Source organism: Micromonospora sp. DT44, from assembly GCF_049841635.1.
Taxonomy (GTDB): domain Bacteria; phylum Actinomycetota; class Actinomycetes; order Mycobacteriales; family Micromonosporaceae; genus Micromonospora.
The window spans coordinates 1-20,075 of the sequence record NZ_JBNCKS010000057.1; the positions used below are offsets into that span (position 1 = coordinate 1).

At 71.6% G+C, this 20,075-nt stretch carries 21 protein-coding genes, 1 pseudogene and 1 riboswitch; of the genes and pseudogenes, 3 read left to right on the plus strand and 19 right to left on the minus strand.

The annotated features are described in order from the left end of the window. Positions 1 to 78: 78 nt before the first annotated feature. Both ACLQ25_RS26525 and ACLQ25_RS26530 read right to left on the minus strand, forming a co-directional pair. Positions 79 to 588, minus strand: a complete 510-nt coding sequence (locus ACLQ25_RS26525; RefSeq protein ID WP_425733513.1) for a peptide deformylase — start codon at positions 586 to 588, stop codon at positions 79 to 81. Positions 589 to 613: 25 nt separating this feature from the next. Then, a complete protein-coding gene (locus ACLQ25_RS26530; protein WP_425733514.1) occupies positions 614 to 1,831 on the minus strand; it encodes a chorismate-binding protein in 1,218 nt (405 codons plus the stop codon). 96 nt (positions 1,832 to 1,927) lie between these two features. On the opposite strand from ACLQ25_RS26530, the gene ACLQ25_RS26535 reads away from it, so the two are divergent. Further along, positions 1,928 to 2,128 (plus strand): DUF5999 family protein, encoded by a 201-nt coding sequence (locus ACLQ25_RS26535; RefSeq protein WP_234586185.1) that lies wholly within the window; start codon positions 1,928 to 1,930, stop codon positions 2,126 to 2,128. A gap of 92 nt (positions 2,129 to 2,220) precedes the next feature. Here the strand turns inward: ACLQ25_RS26535 and gcvP are convergent, their stop codons facing one another. Together gcvP and ACLQ25_RS26545 are read right to left on the minus strand one after the other, a co-directional pair. Beyond that, the gene (gcvP, locus tag ACLQ25_RS26540) at positions 2,221 to 5,043 is read right to left on the minus strand and encodes an aminomethyl-transferring glycine dehydrogenase (protein ID WP_425733515.1); all 2,823 of its coding nucleotides are present in this window, start codon (positions 5,041 to 5,043) and stop codon (positions 2,221 to 2,223) included. Positions 5,044 to 5,116: 73 nt separating this feature from the next. Then, positions 5,117 to 5,213: riboswitch (glycine riboswitch) on the minus strand. A gap of 63 nt (positions 5,214 to 5,276) precedes the next feature. Next, the gene (locus ACLQ25_RS26545) at positions 5,277 to 6,122 is read right to left on the minus strand and encodes an NAD-dependent protein deacetylase (protein WP_425733516.1); all 846 of its coding nucleotides are present in this window, start codon (positions 6,120 to 6,122) and stop codon (positions 5,277 to 5,279) included. Between the two features lie 513 nt (positions 6,123 to 6,635). Here ACLQ25_RS26545 and ACLQ25_RS26550 point away from each other — a divergent pair. Beyond that, positions 6,636 to 7,292, plus strand: coding sequence for an SDR family oxidoreductase (locus ACLQ25_RS26550; protein WP_425733517.1), 657 nt, complete (start codon positions 6,636 to 6,638; stop codon positions 7,290 to 7,292). Positions 7,293 to 7,386: 94 nt separating this feature from the next. On the opposite strand, the gene ACLQ25_RS26555 is transcribed toward ACLQ25_RS26550, so the two are convergent. From ACLQ25_RS26555 to ACLQ25_RS26625, 15 genes and pseudogenes are all read right to left on the minus strand, one after another. Next, complete coding sequence (locus ACLQ25_RS26555) at positions 7,387 to 8,082, minus strand: DivIVA domain-containing protein (RefSeq protein ID WP_425733518.1); 696 nt, start codon at positions 8,080 to 8,082, stop codon at positions 7,387 to 7,389. Beyond that, positions 8,079 to 9,245, minus strand: a complete 1,167-nt coding sequence (locus tag ACLQ25_RS26560) for a globin domain-containing protein (RefSeq protein ID WP_425733519.1) — start codon at positions 9,243 to 9,245, stop codon at positions 8,079 to 8,081. Before ACLQ25_RS26560 ends, ACLQ25_RS26555 begins: the two co-directional genes overlap by 4 nt. A gap of 2 nt (positions 9,246 to 9,247) precedes the next feature. Next, positions 9,248 to 9,646: a group I truncated hemoglobin gene (locus tag ACLQ25_RS26565; RefSeq protein ID WP_425733520.1), complete on the minus strand. Its 399-nt coding sequence runs from the start codon at positions 9,644 to 9,646 to the stop codon at positions 9,248 to 9,250. A gap of 364 nt (positions 9,647 to 10,010) precedes the next feature. Then, positions 10,011 to 10,592 (minus strand): MerR family transcriptional regulator, encoded by a 582-nt coding sequence (locus ACLQ25_RS26570; RefSeq protein ID WP_425733521.1) that lies wholly within the window; start codon positions 10,590 to 10,592, stop codon positions 10,011 to 10,013. 192 nt (positions 10,593 to 10,784) lie between these two features. Continuing rightward, complete coding sequence (locus ACLQ25_RS26575; RefSeq protein WP_007460347.1) at positions 10,785 to 11,249, minus strand: bifunctional nuclease family protein; 465 nt, start codon at positions 11,247 to 11,249, stop codon at positions 10,785 to 10,787. A 181-nt stretch (positions 11,250 to 11,430) separates the two neighbouring features. Further along, positions 11,431 to 12,132, minus strand: a complete 702-nt coding sequence (locus ACLQ25_RS26580; RefSeq protein WP_355051256.1) for a MerR family transcriptional regulator — start codon at positions 12,130 to 12,132, stop codon at positions 11,431 to 11,433. A gap of 50 nt (positions 12,133 to 12,182) precedes the next feature. Further along, positions 12,183 to 12,635: an oxoglutarate dehydrogenase inhibitor Odhl gene (gene odhI, locus ACLQ25_RS26585; RefSeq protein WP_007071101.1), complete on the minus strand. Its 453-nt coding sequence runs from the start codon at positions 12,633 to 12,635 to the stop codon at positions 12,183 to 12,185. Between the two features lie 217 nt (positions 12,636 to 12,852). Beyond that, positions 12,853 to 13,233, minus strand: coding sequence for a glycine cleavage system protein GcvH (gene gcvH / locus ACLQ25_RS26590; protein ID WP_355051255.1), 381 nt, complete (start codon positions 13,231 to 13,233; stop codon positions 12,853 to 12,855). A 58-nt stretch (positions 13,234 to 13,291) separates the two neighbouring features. Then, a pseudogene (locus tag ACLQ25_RS26595) lies at positions 13,292 to 14,297 on the minus strand (DUF881 domain-containing protein). An 11-nt stretch (positions 14,298 to 14,308) separates the two neighbouring features. After that, on the minus strand, positions 14,309 to 14,641 hold the full coding sequence (locus ACLQ25_RS26600) for a small basic family protein (RefSeq protein ID WP_007460356.1): 333 nt from the start codon (positions 14,639 to 14,641) through the stop codon (positions 14,309 to 14,311). Next, a complete protein-coding gene (locus ACLQ25_RS26605) occupies positions 14,638 to 15,573 on the minus strand; it encodes a DUF881 domain-containing protein (protein ID WP_425733522.1) in 936 nt (311 codons plus the stop codon). The genes ACLQ25_RS26600 and ACLQ25_RS26605 overlap by 4 nt, the downstream gene beginning before the upstream one ends. Continuing rightward, on the minus strand, positions 15,570 to 16,202 hold the full coding sequence (locus tag ACLQ25_RS26610; RefSeq protein WP_425733523.1) for a CDP-alcohol phosphatidyltransferase family protein: 633 nt from the start codon (positions 16,200 to 16,202) through the stop codon (positions 15,570 to 15,572). Before ACLQ25_RS26610 ends, ACLQ25_RS26605 begins: the two co-directional genes overlap by 4 nt. A 286-nt stretch (positions 16,203 to 16,488) precedes the next feature. Then, positions 16,489 to 16,956 carry a MarR family winged helix-turn-helix transcriptional regulator gene (locus tag ACLQ25_RS26615; protein WP_425733541.1) on the minus strand — a complete coding sequence of 156 codons (468 nt, stop codon included), beginning with the start codon at positions 16,954 to 16,956 and terminating at the stop codon, positions 16,489 to 16,491. Between the two features lie 56 nt (positions 16,957 to 17,012). Next, the gene (locus tag ACLQ25_RS26620; protein ID WP_425733524.1) at positions 17,013 to 18,191 is read right to left on the minus strand and encodes a PP2C family protein-serine/threonine phosphatase; all 1,179 of its coding nucleotides are present in this window, start codon (positions 18,189 to 18,191) and stop codon (positions 17,013 to 17,015) included. Between the two features lie 74 nt (positions 18,192 to 18,265). After that, positions 18,266 to 19,012, minus strand: a complete 747-nt coding sequence (locus tag ACLQ25_RS26625; RefSeq protein WP_425733525.1) for an SAM-dependent methyltransferase — start codon at positions 19,010 to 19,012, stop codon at positions 18,266 to 18,268. A 113-nt stretch (positions 19,013 to 19,125) separates the two neighbouring features. On the opposite strand from ACLQ25_RS26625, the gene ACLQ25_RS26630 reads away from it, so the two are divergent. Continuing rightward, on the plus strand, positions 19,126 to 20,007 hold the full coding sequence (locus tag ACLQ25_RS26630) for a universal stress protein (protein WP_425733526.1): 882 nt from the start codon (positions 19,126 to 19,128) through the stop codon (positions 20,005 to 20,007). The last annotated feature ends 68 nt before the right edge of the window (positions 20,008 to 20,075 follow it).

Here is a 20,075-nt window from a genome sequence, read left to right on the forward strand (position 1 = left end):
CAGGCCACCACCAGTATCAACATCATCAGCCCGGACCCTTGACGACCACACCCACCGCCTAACTGAACGGCGTTGGTGCTAGCTGCGGCGGCTGGGTGAGTCGAAGCGGCCGGCGCGGATCTCGCGCAGGGCCCGGCGGCGGATGTCGCCGCGCAGGGTGTCGACGTAGAGGGTGCCGCGCAGGTGGTCGGTCTCGTGTTGCAGGGCGCGGGCGAGGAATCCGCTGCCGGTGATGGTCAGCGGTTCGCCGCGCTGGTCGACGCCGTGGGCGGTGGCGTGCAGGGCGCGCACGGTCGGGAAGTAGAGCCCGGGGATGGACAGGCAGCCTTCGTCGTCGCCCTGGGGTTCGTCGGACAGCTCGAGGGTGGGGTTGATGAGGTGGCCTCGGTGGCCGTCGGCGCCGTAGACGAAGACCTGGGCGCTGACGCCGATCTGGGGTGCGGCGACGCCGGCGCGGCCGGGTTCGCCGAGCAGGGTGTCCATCAGGTCGGTGACCAGGGCGCGTAGTTCGGCGTCGAAGGTGGTGACCGGCTCGGCTTCGGTGCGCAGGACGGGGTCGCCGATGATCCGGATGGGCCGCATGGTCATGGGGGTCAGCGTATCGGTGGTGGTGTCAGCGTCCGGCCAGGGTGGCGCGTACGGGCGCGGTCTTGGCGGCGGCTTCGGCGACCTCGGCGGTGGGGTCGCTGTCCCAGGTGATGCCGCCGCCGGCCCAGGTGTGCAGGGCGTGGCCGTCGGCGGCGGCGGTGCGGATGGTCAGGCCGAGGTCGATGCGGCCGGGGGCGACCCAGCCGAGGGCGCCCATGCTGGCGCCTCGGCCGACGGGTTCGGCGGTGGCGATGTGGGTGAGGGCGGCGAGTTTCGGGGCGCCGGTGACGGAGCCGCCGGGGCAGGTGGCGCGGAGCAGGTCGGCGAGGCCGAGGCCGTGGGCGGCGTGCGCGCGGACGGTGGATTCGGCCTGCCACAGGTCGCACCAGCGGCGTACGGCGAACAGTTCGTCGACGGTGACGGTGCCGGTGCGGGCGATGCGGGCGAGGTCGTTGCGTTCCAGGTCGACGATCATGATGTGTTCGGCGCGTTCCTTGGCGCTGGTGAGCAGTTCGGCACGGCCGGTGGCGGTGGCGGGGCGGGTGCCTTTGATGGGTCGGGTGATGATCTGGCCGTGGTGGACCTCGACGAGGGTTTCCGGGGAGGCGCAGCCGATGGCCCAGCCGTCGCCGGTGAGGACGCCGCCGTAGCGGGCGCCGGGAAGGGCGCCGAGGCGGCGTAGGGCGGGCAGTGGGTCGCCGCTGTAGGGGGCGGCGGCGTGTCCGACGAGGTTGGTCTGGTAGATGTCGCCGCGGCCGATGGCGGCGCGGACGGTGTCGACGGCGGCGGCGTGTTGCGCGGGTGTCCAGCTCTCGGTCCACGGGCCGAGCCACCAGGGTGTGTCGTCGGGGGCGGCGGGTGCTCGGGTGGGTCCGTGGTCGTAGACGACGACGGCGAGGTCGGGCAGGGTGGGTGCGGGTTCGGGTGCGGTGGTGGGTGCGCCGGCCAGTTGCGCTCCGGCGGCGGCGGCGGACAGGTAGAGGGCGGCGCCGCAGACGTCCGGGCCGTGTGCGGCGGGTCGGTTCAGGTCGCGTAGGTCCAGGCCGTGTGCGGCCAGGAACTCCTCGGCGAGTACGGCGGGGTCGCCGCCGTCGGCGCGGTGCCACTGGAGTCGGGCGCGTTCGACGAGGCTGTCGCGGCATGCGGGTGGTGCCGCGGGCGCATCGACCAGCACCTGTGGGAGCGTTTCCACGCCGTATGGTCCGATCTTCCTCATCCGTTCAGTGGATTTCTGGTACGGCAAGGCGACACCTGCTCGATGCTGGACACTTTCGCTTGGTACTGTGCGTCACTGGTCATGTGAACCATGACACAGTGCCCCCACAGTCCGGAGAACCCGATGTGCCAGCACCAACCGACCTGCCCCTTAGCTGAAGCCACCGATCGGGAAGCCGCCCGGGTCCTCGCCTGCTTCCCTGAGCAGGGCTGGAGCCTGCTCTGCAACGGCGTGATCGTCTTCGAGGACACCGGTGAGTTGCTCCCCGACGGCAGCAGCATCGCACCCCACCGCGGCCCCGCCCGCCACGCCCTCGTGGCCTGAACGACCACCCAGCGTCACCACACCGAGTCGCTGGCCAACCGCGCAGCGGCTGCCGGGACGGGCCGATACCGCCCGCCCCGGCGTGCCCGCCGTCAGTCCTCGAACGCCTCCGGCGACGGGCATGAGCAGACCAGGTTCCGGTCGCCGTACGCGCCGTCGATTCGCCGTACCGGCGGCCAGTACTTCCCGGCCCGGTCCACCCCGCCCGGGTACGCGCCCACCGACCGGGGGTACGGGTGCGGCCACTCGTCACCGCTGACCATCGCCGCGGTGTGCGGCGCGTTCGCCAGTGGGTTGTCCCCCGCCGGCCACTGCCCCGAGCCGACCTGCTCGATCTCGGCGCGGATCGCGATCATCGCGTCGCAGAACCGGTCCAGCTCGGCCAGGTCCTCACTCTCGGTCGGCTCCACCATCAGAGTCCCGGCCACCGGGAACGACATCGTCGGCGCGTGGAAGCCGTAGTCGATGAGCCGCTTCGCCACGTCGTCCACGCTCACGCCGGTCGCCTTCGTCAACGGCCGCAGGTCGAGGATGCACTCGTGCGCGACCAGGCCCTTGTTGCCGGCGTACAGCACCGGGTAGTGCTCGCGCAGCCGCGCGGCCACGTAGTTCGCGGCGAGGACCGCCACGCCGGTGGCCCGGGTCAGCCCTTCGGCGCCCATCATCCGCAGGTACGCCCACGGGATCGGCAGGATCCCCGCCGACCCGTACTTCGCCGCCGAGATCGCCGGCGTGGCGTCGACGTGCGCGCCCAGCGGGTCGCCGGGCAGGAACGGCGCGAGGTGCGCGCGGACCGCGACCGGGCCCACCCCGGGGCCACCGCCGCCGTGCGGGATGCAGAACGTCTTGTGCAGGTTGAGGTGCGACACGTCCGCGCCGAACCGGCCGGGCTTGGCGTACCCGACGAGGGCGTTGAGGTTCGCCCCGTCGACGTACACCTGCCCGCCGGCGTCGTGGACCTTCGCGCACAGCGACGCGATGCCCGTCTCGTACACGCCGTGGGTCGACGGGTACGTCACCATGATCGCGGCGAGGGCGTCCCGGTGCTTGTCGATCTTCGCGTCGAGGTCGACGAGGTCGACGTTGCCGTCGTCGTCGCAGGCCACCACGACGACCCGCATGCCGGCCATCACGGCGCTGGCGGCGTTGGTGCCGTGCGCCGACGACGGGATCAGGCACACGTCGCGGTGCGTCTCGCCGCGCGACGCGTGGTACGAGCGGATGGCCAGCAGCCCGGCCAGCTCACCCTGTGAGCCTGCGTTGGGCTGCACGCTCACCGCGTCGTAGCCGGTCACCTCGGCCAGCCACGACTCCAACTGGCCGATCATCTCCCGGTACCCGACGGTCTGGTCGTCCGGCGCGAACGGGTGGATGTGCGCGAACTCCGCCCAGCTCACCGGCTCCATCTCGGTGGTCGCGTTCAGCTTCATCGTGCACGACCCGAGCGGGATCATGCCCCGGTCCAGGGCGTAGTCGAAGTCCGACAGCCGCCGCAGGTAGCGCAGCATCGCCGTCTCGGAGTGGTGGCTGCGGAACACCGGGTGGGTCAGGAAGTCGGTCGTCCGGGCCAGGTCGCCCGGCAGGGCCGCGTCGCCCTCGCCGTCGAACGCGGGAACGCCGAACGCCTCCCACACCTGCCGCAGGTGCGCGTCGGTGGTCGTCTCGTCGCAGGACATCCCGACCCGGTCGGCGTCAACGAGGCGCAGGTTCACGCCCCGCTCGGCGGCGGCCGCGACGACCCGCGCCGCGCCGCCGGGCACGGTCGCGGTGACGGTGTCGAAGAACGCGACGTCCGCGACGTCCACGCCGCCGGCGCGCAGCCCGGCCGCGAGCCGCGCCGCCATGGCGTGGGTACGCGCCGCGATGTCCCGCAGCCCGTCCGGGCCGTGGTAGACGGCGTACATGCCGGCCATCACCGCGAGGAGCACCTGCGCGGTGCAGATGTTGCTGGTGGCCTTCTCCCGCCGGATGTGCTGCTCGCGGGTCTGCAACGCCAACCGGTACGCCGGGTTGCCGTCCGCGTCGCGCGACACCCCGACCAGGCGCCCGGGCAGCATCCGCTCCAGCCCCGCGCGCACCGCCAGGTAACCGGCGTGCGGCCCACCGAAGCCCATCGGTACGCCGAAGCGCTGGGTGGCGCCGGCGGCGATGTCCGCGCCGATCTGCCCCGGGGCCCGCAGCAGCGTCAACGCCAACAGGTCCGCCGCGACGGTCACGAGGGCGCCGACGGCGTGCGCCGCCTCGACCAGGCGCGCGTGGTCACGCACCGCCCCGGACGCGCCCGGGTACTGCAGGTGCAGGCCGAAGAACTCCGCCGGCAGCTCGTCGTGCTCGACGTCGAGGACCCGCACGTCGATGCCCAGGGGCACCGCCCGGCTGGTGATCACCGCGATGGTCTGCGGCAGGGCGTCGGCGTCGACGACGTACACCCCGCTCTTGCTCTTGGACGCGCGGCGCGCGAGGGTCATCGCCTCCGCGGCGGCGGTGCCCTCGTCGAGCATGGAGGCGTTCGCGGTGGCCAGGCCGGTCAGGTCGGTGACCATCGTCTGGAAGTTCAGCAGCGCCTCGAGCCGGCCCTGGCTGATCTCCGGCTGGTACGGCGTGTACGCCGTGTACCAGGCCGGGTCCTCCAGGACGTTACGGCGGATCACCGCCGGGGTGTGCGTGCCGTGGTAGCCCAGGCCGATCATGGACACGGCGACGGTGTTGCGGGCCGCCAGGGCCCGCAGCTCGGCGATGGCCTCGGCCTCGGTGGCCGCGTCCGGAAGATCGAGGGTGCCGTGCCAGCGGATCACCTCGGGGATCGCGGCGTCCATCAACTCGTCGATGGAGTCGTGCCCGACGACCTCCAACATGCGGCGCTCGTCGTCGGGGCCGGGGCCGATGTGACGGGTGGCGAACTGCTCTACGGACATCAGGGGCGCTCCCGGGCGAGGTCGACGGGTCGGCCTCCCCCTCTGTCACACCCCACCGGAGCGCTCCACAGTGCCTGCCCACGAGGTCCTTTTGCCTGAGAGGTTCCGGGGAGGATTTGCCCCTTCGGCGCCGCCCCTGCTGTCGAGGCGGTCTCTCCCACGTGGGTGGTACCGGCGTGGTCAACGCTACCAGCGCCGGTGTTTCCAGCAGATGTCCTACCCCGCGGCTGCTGTCACACCGGCACCGCCGACGCGCCGGTCACCCGCTCGGCGAGCTCCGGCAGCACATCCCCCAGCGGCGCGTCGACGCGCACCGTGGCGTACCCGTCACCCCGGGTCGGCCCCTGGTTGACGATCGCTACCGGAATGCCCTGCTTCGCGGCCCGGATCACGAACCGGCGACCCGACATGACCGTCAACGACGACCCCAGCACCACCACCGCCCGGGCCTGCTCCACCAGCGCGAAACACCGCTCCACCCGCTGCGGCGGCACCGTCTCGCCGAAGAACACCACGTCCGGTTTCAGCATCCCCGTCCCGCAGATCCCGCAGTCCACCGGCCGAAACCCCGCCACCTGCTCGTCAGGGAGATCAACATCACCGTCGGGGTTGACCTCGGCGACCTGGGCCACGAAGTCCGGGTTCGCCTCGCGCAGCCGCCGGTCCATCTCCTCGCGGGAGGTCAGGTTGCCGCAGTCCAGGCAGATCACCTCGTCCAGGCGCCCGTGCAGCTCCACCACCCGGTCGCTGCCCGCCGCGCCGTGCAACCCGTCCACGTTCTGCGTGATCACCGCGTCGACCAGGCCGGCGTCCTGCAACCGCGCCACCGCCCGGTGCCCCGCGTTCGGCGCCGCCCGCGCGATCAACCGCCACCCCAGGTGGCTACGCGCCCAGTACCGCCGCCGCGCCACCGCGTCGCGGGTGAACGCCTGGAACGTCATCGGGGTGTGCCGGCGGGCCACCCCGCTGGGCCCCCGATAGTCCGGGATACCCGACTCGGTGGACAGGCCCGCCCCGCTGAGCACGACGACCTGACCGCCGGCCACCAGCGCGGCCAGCTCCTGCACACTCGTCGTCACCCCTTCATGCTGCCTCAGCGCACCCCCCGATGCCGACCACCCGTCGGAGGGCCACCCGCCGGCGGCGGCGCGGTCCGACGGCGCGTCGACGACGCTGACGGCCGGCGGCGGGGGGGTGGCGGGGGTGGTGCGCGGGTCCTTTGGAGCTGATGTCGTCAACGATTCGGACGGTCACGCCCGACCTCGGGGGGCGGGGGGACACGATGCCGCGCTGCTGTCCCTCGGTCCGTACCCCCCGGTCGCCCCGGTCCGTTCTCCCCGGTCCGTTCTCCCCGGTCCGTTCTCCCCGGTCTGTTCTCCCCGGTCCGTTCTCCCCGGTCCGTTCTCCCCGGTCCGTTCTCCCCGGTCTGTTCTCCCCGGATGGTGGCAAGCGGCACAGCCGGTAGGGCTGACGATGTCGTAGACGAGTCAGCTCCAAAGGAGGCAAGTGGCACACGCCCCCCGACTCGGCCGTCGGTCCAGCAGGGGCGAGCCACACCGCGACCACGTCGGGGCCGCCGGTAGGTTGGGCACATGCGCGTCGTCATCGCCGGAGGCCACGGCAAGATCGCCCTGCTCGTGGAGCGGCACCTCGCCGAACGCGGTGACACCGCCGTCGGTCTGATCCGCAACCCCGACCACGTCGACGACCTGCGCGCCGCGGGCGCCACTGCGGTCCTCTGCGACCTGGAACACGTCGACGTCGAGGAGGTCGCCGCGCACCTGCACGACGCCGACGCGGTCATCTTCGCCGCTGGCGCAGGCCCCGACAGCGGCGCCGCCCGCAAGGACACCGTCGACCGGGCCGCCGCCGCGCTGCTCGCCGACGCCGCCACCCGCACCGGAGTCCACCGCTACCTGCTGGTCTCCTCGATGGGCGTGGACCGGCCACCCGCGGCCGGCACCGACGACGTGTGGGCCGCCTACCTGCGCGCCAAACGCGCCGCCGAGGACGACCTGCGCGCCCGCGACCTGGCCTGGACGGTCCTGCGCCCCGGCCGCCTCACCGACGACGCACCCACCGGGCACGTCACCCTCACCCCACATGCCGGTCGGGGCGCCATCAGCCGCGCCGACGTCGCCCTCGTCCTCGCCGCGCTCCTGAACGAACCCCGCACCGCCGGGGCGACCCTGGAACTCGTCGACGGACCCACCCCGATCGCCGACGCGATCCACGCCGCCACCACCTGAACCGCAACCGGGGGGTGGGGGGGGGGGGGGGGGCCCCCCCCCCCCCCCCCGGGGGGGGGGGGGGCTTTCGGGTTTCGCCCCCACCCCCCGGCGTTCAGCGCTGGTGGTGACGCGGCAACGCCGTCTGCCCGGCCGCGCCACCCACGAAAGGCGCCCCCGGCGTCTCCTTCGCGATCCGGTCCATCGTGCGCACCAACTGCTCACTGCCGTCGTCCAGGTGCCGCGCCGCCGCCTGCATGTGCGACACCATCATCTCGCCGAAGATCCGCAACGCCTCCCGGGTCGCCACCGAGTCGTCGAAGCTCGACCCGGCCGAACTGCGGTACTCCGCCACCGCACGCTCGGCCTCCTGCTTCGCCTCCTCGGCTGCCGCCCGCATGTAACTCTCGTACTGCACCCGGGCGTACTCGGCGACCCGCCGCGCGTAGTCGTGCGCCTGCGCGATGATCTGCTCGGCCTCCCGCTGCGCCGCCGACAGCAGGTTCACCTCCTTGGCCGCCGGCACCTTCGCCGCCGCCCCCGTGCTCGGGATCACCCCGTGGCGGTGCAACTCCACCCGATCGGTCAGCCGCTCGTTCTCCGCCCGCAGATGCGCGATCTGCGTCGCCAACAGATCCAACTCGTCGGCGATCTGCACCCGGAACCGGTCCACGTCCGCGTGGTCATAGCCCCGGCGCGCGAACGGCGCCGTACCGAACTCCCACCGCCGAACCCGGTCGGAGGTCATCCGCACCTGCACACCGCCGGACACCTGAATCCCGTCGTACCGGCTGATCGGGCTCGCGCTCATTGGTCACCCCCTGAACTCGACTGCTGGACCGCCGTACGCCACGCCGGGCCGTACCACTGCTTGCCCAGACCCTCGTGATGCACCTGACCCTCGTGGTAACCCGCCCGCGCCAACGTCTGCGCCGCGTGCGACACCATCTCGTCGGATCCACACACGTACACGTGCCGCGAACGCCAGTCACCATCGGCCAACGCCCGGTCCACCGCCTGCACGAACTCACCCGGCCGGTTCACGTCCGCGCCCACCACGTACGTCACCGTCAACCAGGGGAACGACGACGCCATCTTGTCGATCGCGTCGCTGTCGTAGAACTCGCTGCGCGACCGCGCACCCACATACAGGTCCACCCGACGACGGGAGCCCTCCGCGGCGATCTGCTCCACCAACGCCTTCATCGGCGCCCAACCCGTGCCCGAGGTCAACAACAACAGGTCACTGGAACCCGCCGACCACAACGCCAACCGCTCCCCCACCGGCGCGGCCAGATTGACACGGTCACCCACCGCCGAGCCGTACACCAGCCGCGACGACACCGCGCCACCCGGAGCGGCCCGCACATGCAACTCCAACGTGCCGTCCGCGCGCGGCGCGTTCGCCGGCGAGTAGTACCGCCACGACCGCACCCTCGGATGCGACACCCCGATCGACTGACCCGGAGTGAACGGCAACAGGTACTGCGGACGCACCGTCACCACCGCGACGTCGAACGCCCGCCGCTCGTGGGCCACGATCTCCGCCACCCACCACGGTGGGTTCACCGCCTCGGCGGCCTGCGCCGCCTCCGTCATCACCTGCGCGACCAACCCGTACGCGGCCGCCCAGTCCTGAGCCAGGTCGTCGGTCCACTGCTCGGCCAGGAAATGCTGCAACGTCGCCAGCAACGCCTCACCGACCGCCGGGTAATGCTCCGCGCGCACCGCGAACTTCCGGTGGTCCGCGCCGAGGTCCTGCAGGAAACCCACCAGTCGGTCGACCTGGTCCACATGCGACACGATGTGCCCCAACGCGGTCACGAGGCGATCCCGCTGCCCCGCCATGTTCGTCGGGAACATCTGCCGCGTTTCGGGATGCGCCAGGAACAACGTCGAATAGAAGTAGAGCGGCACCTCGTCGCCGTGCGCGGCGACAAGGGACCAACTCTGCTTGAGTCGGGCCGCGTCCACGCTCAGGCGCCCGGACGCTCTCCGGTGGACACCACCTGGTCCTGCACCTGCCCCAGCACCGCGCGCACGTGGTCCAGGACGTCGGCCGGCACACCCAACTCCGTCAGGGTCGTGATCAGGTGCACGCCCACCTTCGCGTAGTGCTCCGCCGGGATGCCCAGCGGCTGGTGCGTCTCGGCCAAACCGCGACCCGCGTACTCGTTCGGGCCGTCCAACACCACCGCCAACATCAACGCCAGGTGTCGACGCTGCGTCGGCATGTCCACAGTGGCGAAATAGCCCGCCAGCTCGGGATCGGCGAGAACCTTGTCGTAGAACAGTTCGACGGCCGCCTTCACCGAACTCGCGCCGCCGATGCGGTCGTAGTGCGAGGCGGCAGCGGTCTCTTCCGTAACCGTCACGGTCGTTCCTTCCGGGGGTGAAAGGTCGCGCGCGGTGACGCGCAGGGGGTACGGCCACCGACGCGACACCCGCGTGCCACGGGGCACCACGGCGGGGACCGTGACGGACCATAGCGTGCCCGCAACCTCCGGTCAGGGCCCCCCTATCCGATTCCCGACAACTGGTGAACACACACCGTCACCACAGTCGACCCGAGAATCAACCCACCGCAACCGGAGCGCCACAGAAAGTGTCCACCGTGGATTCATCGACCGGGGAACAGCCACCCGACGTCGACCGCCCTGACCCACAGTCACCAGACGGGCGTGCCCAAAAAAGTCACCCACACCAACGGACCGCACACCGACAGACGCGCAGCGCTACTCAGCCCGCGCGCCGCCGCGCCCGCCGCGCCGCCAACTCGTCCCCCACCGGATCCGACGAGGACCCCACCACCGGCTCCACCGGGCCGCTCGTCGCCGGCTCGGCCGGCAGATGCGACAACGACCCCTGGATCTCCTTGAAGGCCCCACCGATCGCGATCCCGAACACGCCCTGCCCACCCTGCAACAGGTCGACCACCTCCTCCGGGGACCGGCACTCGTACACCGTCGTCCCGTCAGAGATCAGCGTGATGCCCGCCAGATCCTCCACACCACGCGACCGCAGCGCCTCGATCGCCTTACGGATGTTCTGCAGGGACACCCCCGCATCCAACAACCGCTTCACGACCTTCAACACCACCAGATCGCGGAACGAGTACAACCGCTGCGTCCCCGAACCCGACGCGTCCCGGACGCTCGGCACCACCAACGTCGTCCGAGCCCAGTAATCCAACTGCCGATAACTGATGCCCACCGCGTGGCACGCCGTCACACCTCGGTAGCCCACCGAGCCGTCACCCTCAGGCGTCACACCCGGCTCGTTCACCTGTATACCCGGATCGGGATCCTGCGGCTCGTGCATGCGGACAACCTCCCCGTCAGTGCGGCGACGCATCGTTTCCTGCGACGCGCACCCCTCGACACGGCAACCCTAACGCCACCTTCAGGGGTTACCGCGGAGGAACCGGCGCGACACGCCGCGCAGCCACCGAGAAAGATCACCAACCGCGCGCCGGCGTCACCCATCGTGACACCAGCCGGGCACCCGAACCGCTCAGCCCGCGAAGTCCTCCGGACGCACCTGCTCCAGGAACTCGCGGAACTTCTCCACCTCATCCTCCTGCTCATCAGGGATAACGATCCCCGCCTCGCTGAGGACCTGCTCGGCACAACGAATCGGGGCGCCAACCCGCAACGCCAACGCGATCGAATCGCTCGGACGCGCCGAAACCCGCACCCCATCACCGATCAACAAATCGGCGTAGAACACGTTCTCCTTGAGCTCGGTGATCTCCACCGCCTGCAACGGCGCCTGCAACGCCGCCAACACATCCCGCAGAAGATCATGCGTCAACGGGCGGGCCGGCTTGACCCCCTGCTGCTCATAAGCGATAGCCGTGGCCTCGACCGCACCGATCCAGATCGGCAGATAGCGGTCGCCCTCGACCTCCCTGAGCAGGACGATCGGCTGGTTGCTGGGCAGCTCCACCCGAACTCCGACCACGCTCAGCTCGCGCACCGCCGCCTCCGTGTCGTCGTCAACCTACGCACCGCGCCCTTCCCTGCACGGTACACGGACCGCAACACGGCCGTCCCATGCGCTACAGCACCACGTCCGCGCCAGAAAGGAGTTACCCCGGCAAGCCTACGGCACGCTTCCCCGAAGAGATCTTTCCGCTCCGCCGCACCTGCCGGGCACCTCACCGACCCAACGTCGACCGCAACCCCACCCGCACCAACGCCGCGTGCAACTGCTCCGACAACGCCACCAACTCCCGCGCCGTCTCCGCCGCCCGCGCCCGCGCCGCCGGGTCACTCTGCCGCGCCAACGGCGCCACCAACTGCGCGAACAACCCGACCTCACGATCGGCCGCAGTCCGATAACCCCGCAGATGCCGCGGCTCCAACCCGTACGCCGCCAGACCCGCCACCGCCGACGCGATGATCAACGCATCCGCGTCGTACCAGCCCGGCGGGTCCGACACCAGCACACCGAGCCGCTCCAACTCCACAAGCGTCGACTCGTCGATCCCACTGCGGGCCACCAACTCAGCCCGGCCGAGCCGCACCTGCGACGACTCGGCCGGCTCGGCCGACTCCCGACCCGGAACCGCACCATCGGGCCCCACCGCCACCAACGCCGGCCGCGACCGCTCCGGCTGCTCACCGGACGAATCCCACTCGGCCAACTGCTCACGGATCACCCGCAACGGCAGGTACCTGTCCCGCTGCGCGGTCAACACAAACCGCAACCGCGCCACATCGTCCCAGCTGTACTTCCGGTAACCCGACGCCGTCCGCTGCGGCTCAACCAGCCCTTCGGCCTCGAGGAAGCGCAACTTCGAAATCGTGGTGTCCGGGAAATCCACCCGCAACTGACCCAGCACCTCACCGATGCTCATCAGCGGCTGGGACCGGGCCGCCCCGGGTGGCGTGGAGGCCGCAGGCTCGTTCACCCCCGGCCGGCCTCCTCCTCCGGGCGCGGACCGGCGATGAACACCACCCGGAACTTACCGATCTGAACCTCGTCACCATTGCTCAACGTGGCCGCCTCGACCCGCTCACGATTCACGTACGTGCCATTCAGGCTACCCACGTCCCGCACCGTGAACGTCCCACCATCACGGTGGAACTCCGCGTGCCGACGCGACACCGTCACGTCATCGAGGAAGATGTCACTGTCCGGATGCCGGCCACTGGTCGTCACGTCGTGGTCCAACAAGAACCGGGCACCCGCATTCGGGCCGCGACGAACCACCAGCAGCGCCATACCCGGCGGCAACGAACCGGACATCCGGCTCGGCACCACATCGGTGTCCGGCCCCTCCAGCACTTCGTCGAGCGAGCCGAGATTGAGCGTCGAGGTGACGTCGAGCGGGGGGAACTCGTCGTCTGGGCGCGTCATGGGACCACCTCACGGATCTGTTCGGTCGGCGTCGGGTAATGGCGGGTCTGGCCGCCGGGCACTCCAACACCCGGCGGCTGGCTCCCCGTGCCCGGGAAGGCAATTCCGCAACGCACAACTAATGGGTTCTTCTCGGTCGACTGGGCGAGCCTAGCCAGCGCCGAAATGCAGGGCAACCGGACGCGCGCAGACATCCCGCACGCCGGATCAAGCACACTCAGCCTTCGGTGATCTTCTGATACGCGCCCGCCGTGAGCAACCCGTCGGTCGCCGTCGGATCAGTCGGCGTGATCTCCACCAACCAACCCTCACCGTACGGATCCGTGTTGATCAGCTCAGGAGTGTCACCCAGCGCCTCGTTCCGCGCGGCCACCGTACCCGCGACCGGCGCGTAGATCTCCGACACGCTCTTGGTCGACTCGATCTCACCCAACGAGTCACCGGCCGCCACGACCGCACCCGCCTCCGGCAACTGCACGTACACGATGTCACCCAGCGCGTCCTGCGCGAAGTGCGTGATGCCGACCCGGATCGAACCGGTGCCGTCACCCGCCACCCACTCATGCTCGGCGGTGTATCGCAGATCCTCGGGAATCACCAGACGCGTCCTCATCCATCGTGCCCCGGACCACCCGGGCCCGGCGCGGCCGCGCCGGTCAGGAGACCGGACGGGCGTGTTTCCTACTTGGTCGGCACGTGCAGCGCCGAAACCTCGGCAACCTCACGCTCCCCAAACGTCACGTTACCGCCGTCACCCCGGACCGACGCCACCACCCCACCAGGAATGTTCAACGCCGTACGCATCGTCGCCGGATCACCGATCACCGTGATCGTGTACGGACCCGTCAACCGACGCCCCTCCACCATCAACGACCCGTTCTCCCCATCCAGGAAATACGTCGACGCGATCACCCGCACCGTCGCGCGGTCACCGCCGGAGATCTGCATCGCCTCCGCGCCCGCGCCCCGCAACTCCTGCACCGCGTCCAACACCCGGTTCGCCGTGATCGGCTTGCTACCGCTGGAGAACTGCACCGTCAACCCCGGCCCCACCGCCGGCAACGTGCCCGCCAGGATCCCCAGCTCGTCCGCCCGACGGGTCGCCTCGTCCAACGCCGCCTGCCGACCCTGCTCACCCGAGGCCAACTGCCGCTGACTGTCCTCCAACGCCCGGATGTCCTGCTGCAGGCGACTCTCGCGCGCGTCCAGATCCGACAGGATCCGCACCAGGTCCTCCTGACGCGTCGCCCCCAACGTCGGATCCGTCGACGTCGTCTTCAACTGCACGACCAGCGTGAACCCCAGCAACGCCAACAACACCGCGATCATCACCCCGGCCGCGCTCCACCGCGACCGACCGGTCACCGCGGGCGCGGGCGGCGGCACGTCCGGCTCGTCCGGCTCGTCCGACGACACCGCCGGCTCCCCCGCCCGCGACACCGCGCGCAGGTCCACCGTCGCCCCGTCATCGGCCGGCGTCACCTCCGGCTCCGCGCCGTCCGGCTGCGGCTCCGACACCGGCTCGCGCGGCGCCAACGGACTCAACTCGTCCGGATCCGGCGCGTCCGGCCGCGGATCCGGCTCACCCGCCGGCCCGCCGGGCCGCCCCGGCACCGCCGGCTGCGGCCAGCCCGTCCCCGTCTCATCCTGCTCGTCGCTCATCGCAGTCAAACCTACGCCCGGAACAGGTGCCGACGGATCGCCGCCACATTTCCGAAGATGCGCACACCCAGAACGACCACCACACCGGTGGACAACTGCCCGCCCACACCCAACTGGTCACCCAGATACACGATCAGACCAGCCACCAACACGTTCGAGATGAACGACACCACGAACTGCTTGTCGTCAAAGATGCGGTCCAACTTCGCCCGCACCCCACCGAACACCGCGTCCAACGCGGCGACCACCGCGATCGGCAGGTACGGCTGCAACGCCGCAGGCACCGTGGGATCAAGCCACACCCCGAGCACCACACCGGCGAGCAACGCCAGCACCGCGATCATCCGCCACCTCCGGAAGGACTAGCGGCCCCCGGAGAACCCGACGACCCAGGACTGCCAGACCGGCCACCCGCCCCAGAAGGGCTCGAACTGACCGACGGCTTGGCGTAGCGTAGCTGCGGCTCCGGAGCCGCCGGCAGGGTGAGGTCCTCCTCGTCCCGCACACCGAACGACAAGCCGGTCTTCTGCGCGACCTCCCGCATCAACGCCGCGTTCCGACTGTCCTCGAACTTGCGCCGCATCGACCCCGGGCCCGTCGCCGACACCTCGTACGGCCCCGTCACCGGCCGGAAATCCACCAGGATCGCCTCACCCGCCGAACGGATCGTCGACGTCGACGTCAACCGCTGCCCGTTGATCGAGATCGCCTCCGCGCCGGCGCTCCACAACGCGTTCGCCACACCCTGCAGATCGCTGTAGAGCACCCGCGGTGGCCCCGCGCCCGCACCGGTCACCGCGTCCGCTTTCCCCGGAGCGTCCGCCAGGCGCACCACCACACCGTCACCCCGCACCCGACCCAGCCCGGTGCTCGCCTCCAGGTCCCGCAGGCGCGCCGCCGCCGAACCGCTCAACGCCGCGTCCCGCTGCCGGCTGACCTCCTCGCGCAGCTGGTCCGCCCGCGCCGACAACCGGTCGGTCTGACTCTCCCGCTCCTTGATCTGCGCCACCAGCCCCGAACGCGCCTGGGCGCGCCCCGGCTCGTCCGCCATCGTCTGGCGGTACGCCACCGCGAACAGGAAACCCAGCACCACCACCACAACCAGGCCGACCGACCGCGCCGCCCAGCCCCGGGGCGCGTCCGGAGACGACCCACGCCGGCGCGCGGCGGCCGCGTCCGCGTACCCCGGGTCCAGCGGGTTGCGGAACAACTCGGTGAGGAAGTCCGGCGCGTACACCCGATCCGGGCGGGGCCGCGGCGGCGGCGTCGCGCTCACGCGGCCGCGTCCCGGCCACGCGCCCCGCGCACCAGCCGCGACGCCTGCACCACGTACATCGCGCCGGCCACCCAGTAGAGCACCAGCCCCCACCAGGCCAATCCCCAGCCGATCGCGGCCGTGGCCGTCGCCGCCGCGCTCCACTCGGTGGCCAGCAACAGCACCGGGAACGCCGCGAGCAGCAGGAACGTGGCGGTCTTGCCCACGTAGTGCACCGGCGGCGGCCCGTACCCGAAGCGGCGCAGCACCGCCAGCGAACCGAGTAGCAGCAGCTCCCGGGCCAGCAGCGCCGCCGTGAACTGCCACGGCACCAACTCGCGGGCGGTGAAGGCCAGCAGCGTGGCGAGGATGTAGAGCCGGTCGGCGAGTGGGTCGAGCAGCTCACCGAGCCGGCTCACCTGCCGCAGTCGGCGGGCGATCCAACCGTCGACCCAGTCGGTGGTGCCGCCGATGGCCAGCACCACGACCGCCGCGACGTCCGCCCGGGCGACCAGGAAGAGATAGAGGAACAGGGGTACGCCCAGCAGCCGCCCGAAGCTGATCAGGTTGGGCAGGGTGAGCACCTGGTCGCCGGGCGCCTGCTCGCCGGTGTCCCGCGGGTGCTCTGCCTGAGCCGGCCGACGCGACACCGAACCTCCTTCACGGCACGCCCCGACGCCAGGCCGAGATCGGGCGCGGCGGAGGTCGTACGCGCTGTCGGGCCGGCGGTCACCGGCTCCCCTGCGGCCCCGGGACGGGACCTCTGTCCTGATACGGCCCGCGATCACCGAGATCGCGGGCCGGTTAAGTGCGCTGCCACTATATCGGGCTCTCGTCGGCGGATCGGCCGCTGTGCGGCGTCGTTGCGGTGCGGTGGTGGTGTGGTGTGGATCACCACCGCACCGCGAGAGCGTCCTAGGACACTAGTGGAAGACGTCAGGCCGTCTGGACCGCTGCCGGGTCGGTCTGCTGCTCCGGCACCGTCTGCGTCGCCGCTCGGCCGAACGCCAACAGGGACACCAACAGGTCGTGCTGCGTCCGGGGCGGCATCCTGTCCAACACGGCCTGCACCGCGCGCTGGCGTCGCTCCGCCAACTCCCGCAACAGCGTCAACGCGGCAGCGGTGGGCACCAACCGCACCTCCCGCCGGTCCCGCGGATCCGCCACGCGACGCAACAGGCCGGTCGCCTCCAACCGGTCGCACAGTCGGCTGGCCGAGGAGGGCACCACATCCAGCAACTCCGCCAGCCCGTTGACATTGGTCTCCGGGCGGCCACTGATCAGCATCAGCACCCGCAACTGCGTCGGTGGCACCTGATGCCGCGACGCCGCCGAGTCGAGTACGGCGATCAGCGTCTCTGCGGCCGCGTTGATCGCCGCGGCGAGATCCGCCGGTCGCTCCACCCGATGTCCCCTGCCGTCGTCGCGCTGGTGCCCGCCCGGGACGGTGGCGGCGACTCTCATCCGCCATCCCGCCCACGCGGACCATGCCAGTCGAGGCAGACGACGACGGCGTCGTCGCGCAAATCGGAATCCGCGTGGTAGGCGTGTAGTTCGCGCATCACCGTACCAACCGCCTCGGTCGCCGGCTGCAACCGAGTGGCGCGCAGCGAACGAGCCATCATTCGCTGCCCGTACGGCTCCCGCCCCGCCGGCTCGGCCGCCCACACCCCGTCGCTGACCACGAAGACCCGGTCACCCGGCGCGAGCTGGAACTCCTGCAACTCGTACCGGGTCTCGGCGAACATGCCCAGCGGCAACTGCTGATCCAGCGTCATCGGCTCGACGGTCCCGCCGCGCATCCGCAACAGGTGCGGCGAACCGGCGTCGACCGCCCGTACCCGCCCGGTGGCGATGTCCAGCTCCAGCAGCAACGTGGCCACGTGCCGACGGCCCCGGTGCTGGTAGTAGACCGTGTCCGAGGCCAGCTCCGCCTGCTCCACGAGGCCGCCGTCGGAGCGGCGGGCGTTGCGCATGGCGTTGACGGTGACCGCCGTCAGCAGCGACGCGGCCAGGCCGTTGCCCTCGCCGTTGAGCACCGTCAACGTGAGCCGTTCCCCGTCCAACGACCAGTCGAAGTGGTCTCCGCCGACGGTGTACGCCGGTTCCAACTGCCCGGCCAGGTGGAACGAGCGGTGTGCCACGCTGCGTCCGGGTAGCAGGTCCCACTGCATCTCGGCGGCCATGCTGAGCCGCTCCCGACGGCGGGCCCGGCGGTACCGGTCGGTCTCCCGGTCCGCGGCCCGCATCGCCACCGCCAGGTCACCGGCGATGTCGGTGGCACGGCCGGTGACCGCCGGGCCGGGCACGGTCGGCAGCTCGATGAGCAGCACGCCGAGGCGCTCCCCCCACACCGTCAGGGGCAGGTAGAGCCGGCAGGCGCCGTCCTCGAGACCGTCGCGCACCGGCTGCTGGCTGGAGAAGCAGCGCTGCGCCACGGTGTGCCGGGCCAGGGCTCCGGCCGCCGGCAGGTCCGGGTCCAGCACGGGCCAGAGCCCGCTGATCCGGTAGTCGGCGACGAACACGTCGGTGCGCACCGCGCCCAACGCCGCCCGGATCGCCCGGTCCGCCGCCTCCGCCAACTGGTCGGGCGCGGCTTCGCGCAGCGCGCGCGACACCCCGTCCGGCGCGTCCACCATGCTTGGTCGTCCCTCCAAAACTTGCTACAGGGCAAGCATCATACGGAGACCCCCGGACGACCCGTCGTCGCGGGTCAGTCGGCGCCGCGCGTCGCCAGGACGCCGTGGAAGGCGTCCGGCACATCGACCGGCACGTCGGCGGGCCGCCAGCGGTTGACCGGGACGATTCCGTCCGACGTCGGCGTCCACCGGCCCAGCAGCGGCGCGAACGCCGCCGGAGGTCGCATCCGGAACGCCGGCCCCATCATCGCCAACGCCTGCGGGTGGGCGGCCAGCTCCTCGGTGTCGAAGTCCACGGCCAGCAGGCTGCCCGGCGCCGCCGCCGCGTACAGCTCGTCGAGGGTGCGCGTCAGCGTGTCGTCGTCGAGGAACGCGGCGAGCCCGAGGAAGACCACCCCCACCGGCCGTCGCCCCCATCCGGGTACGAAGCGGTGCAGCTGGGCCGGGTCGATGGTACCGATGTCGGTGGCGTCGCCATAGCCGTAGCCCGCCCGGTCGCTGCCGGCGAGGATCCGCTGGCCCAGCCGGATGGTCACCGGGTCGACGTCGGTGTAGAGCACGGTGGCCTCGGAAGCGACCTCGTGCACGTTGCCCATCGTGGGCACGCCCGCCCCGAAGACCAGGAACCCGTCCACGCCCTGCTCGACGATCGCCCGCACCGCCCGGCCGAGAAACGCCCGCAGCTCCCCGAAGACCGGCGCGCACGGCCCGTACGCCTGCTCGAAGGCGGTCGCGGCGGCCACGTCGACGCCGAAGTGGTGCTCCCCACCGAGCCAGTAGTCGATCATGCGAGCGGTGCTCGGCTCGTCCGGTTCACCCATCGACGACGCTCCTCCCCTCGGGTCGTCGCCAGCGTACTGACCGGTGACCGAGCGGCGGTATTGCTCCGCCGCGCCGCCACGCCCGCGATACTGGCCCGGCGGGGGGTGGGGCGGTGAACGCGGCGGACAGCGCGGCGGTGGTGGTCGGCGTGGACGGCTCGCAGCCGTCCCTGCGGGCCGTGCGCCTGGCCGCCGCCGAGGCGGTCCGCCGGCACCGGCCGCTGCGCGCGGTGCACGGTTTCATCTGGCCGCTGCTACGAGTGCCCGTGGCGCCTCCGCCCGGCGCGCCGCCGGGCGCCGGGCTACGCGAGCGGGCACAGGAGCTGGTCGCCGCCGCCGTGGCCGAGGCCGAGGCGACCACACCCGGGCTGACGGTCACCGGGGAGATCATCGACGGCGAGGCCGCCGCGGTGCTGGTGGGCGAGTCCCCGACCGCCGCGCTCATCGTGCTCGGCGACCGGGGACTGGGCGGCTTCTCCGCGCTCGTCGTCGGCTCGGTGGCGGTGCAGGTCAGCGCGTACGCCGACTGCCCGGTGCTGGTCGTCCGCGGCGAGCAACGCCCCGACGGCCCGGTGGTGGTGGGGCTGGACGGCTCACCGGCGTCGCTGCTCGCCGCCGACGTCGCCGCCGAGGCCGCGGTGGCGCGCGGCGTGCCGCTGCGCGCGGTGCACGCCTACCGGCACCCCGGCAGCGGCGGTCCCGGCGACATGCAACCCCTGGCGTACGACGAGGCGCGGTTGCACGGCGAGCAGGAGCGACTGCTCGGCGGCTGGCTGCACGGGCTGACCGACCGTCATCCGGGGTTGCGCCTGACGTACCGGGCGACCCGCGGACGCGCCAGCGCCGTGCTCGACGAGGCGTCCGGTGACGCCCAACTGCTGGTCGTCGGGGGGCAGGGGCGCGGCGAGGTGACCGGGTTGCTGCTGGGGTCGGTGAGCCAGTCGGCGCTGCACCACGCCCGTTGCCCGGTCGAGGTGGTGCGCGACCCCCGCTGACGCCCCGGGGTTGGTCGGCCGCCCAACGGGTAGACGGCCGCGGTACGCCAACGGCGACGAAGGAGGCA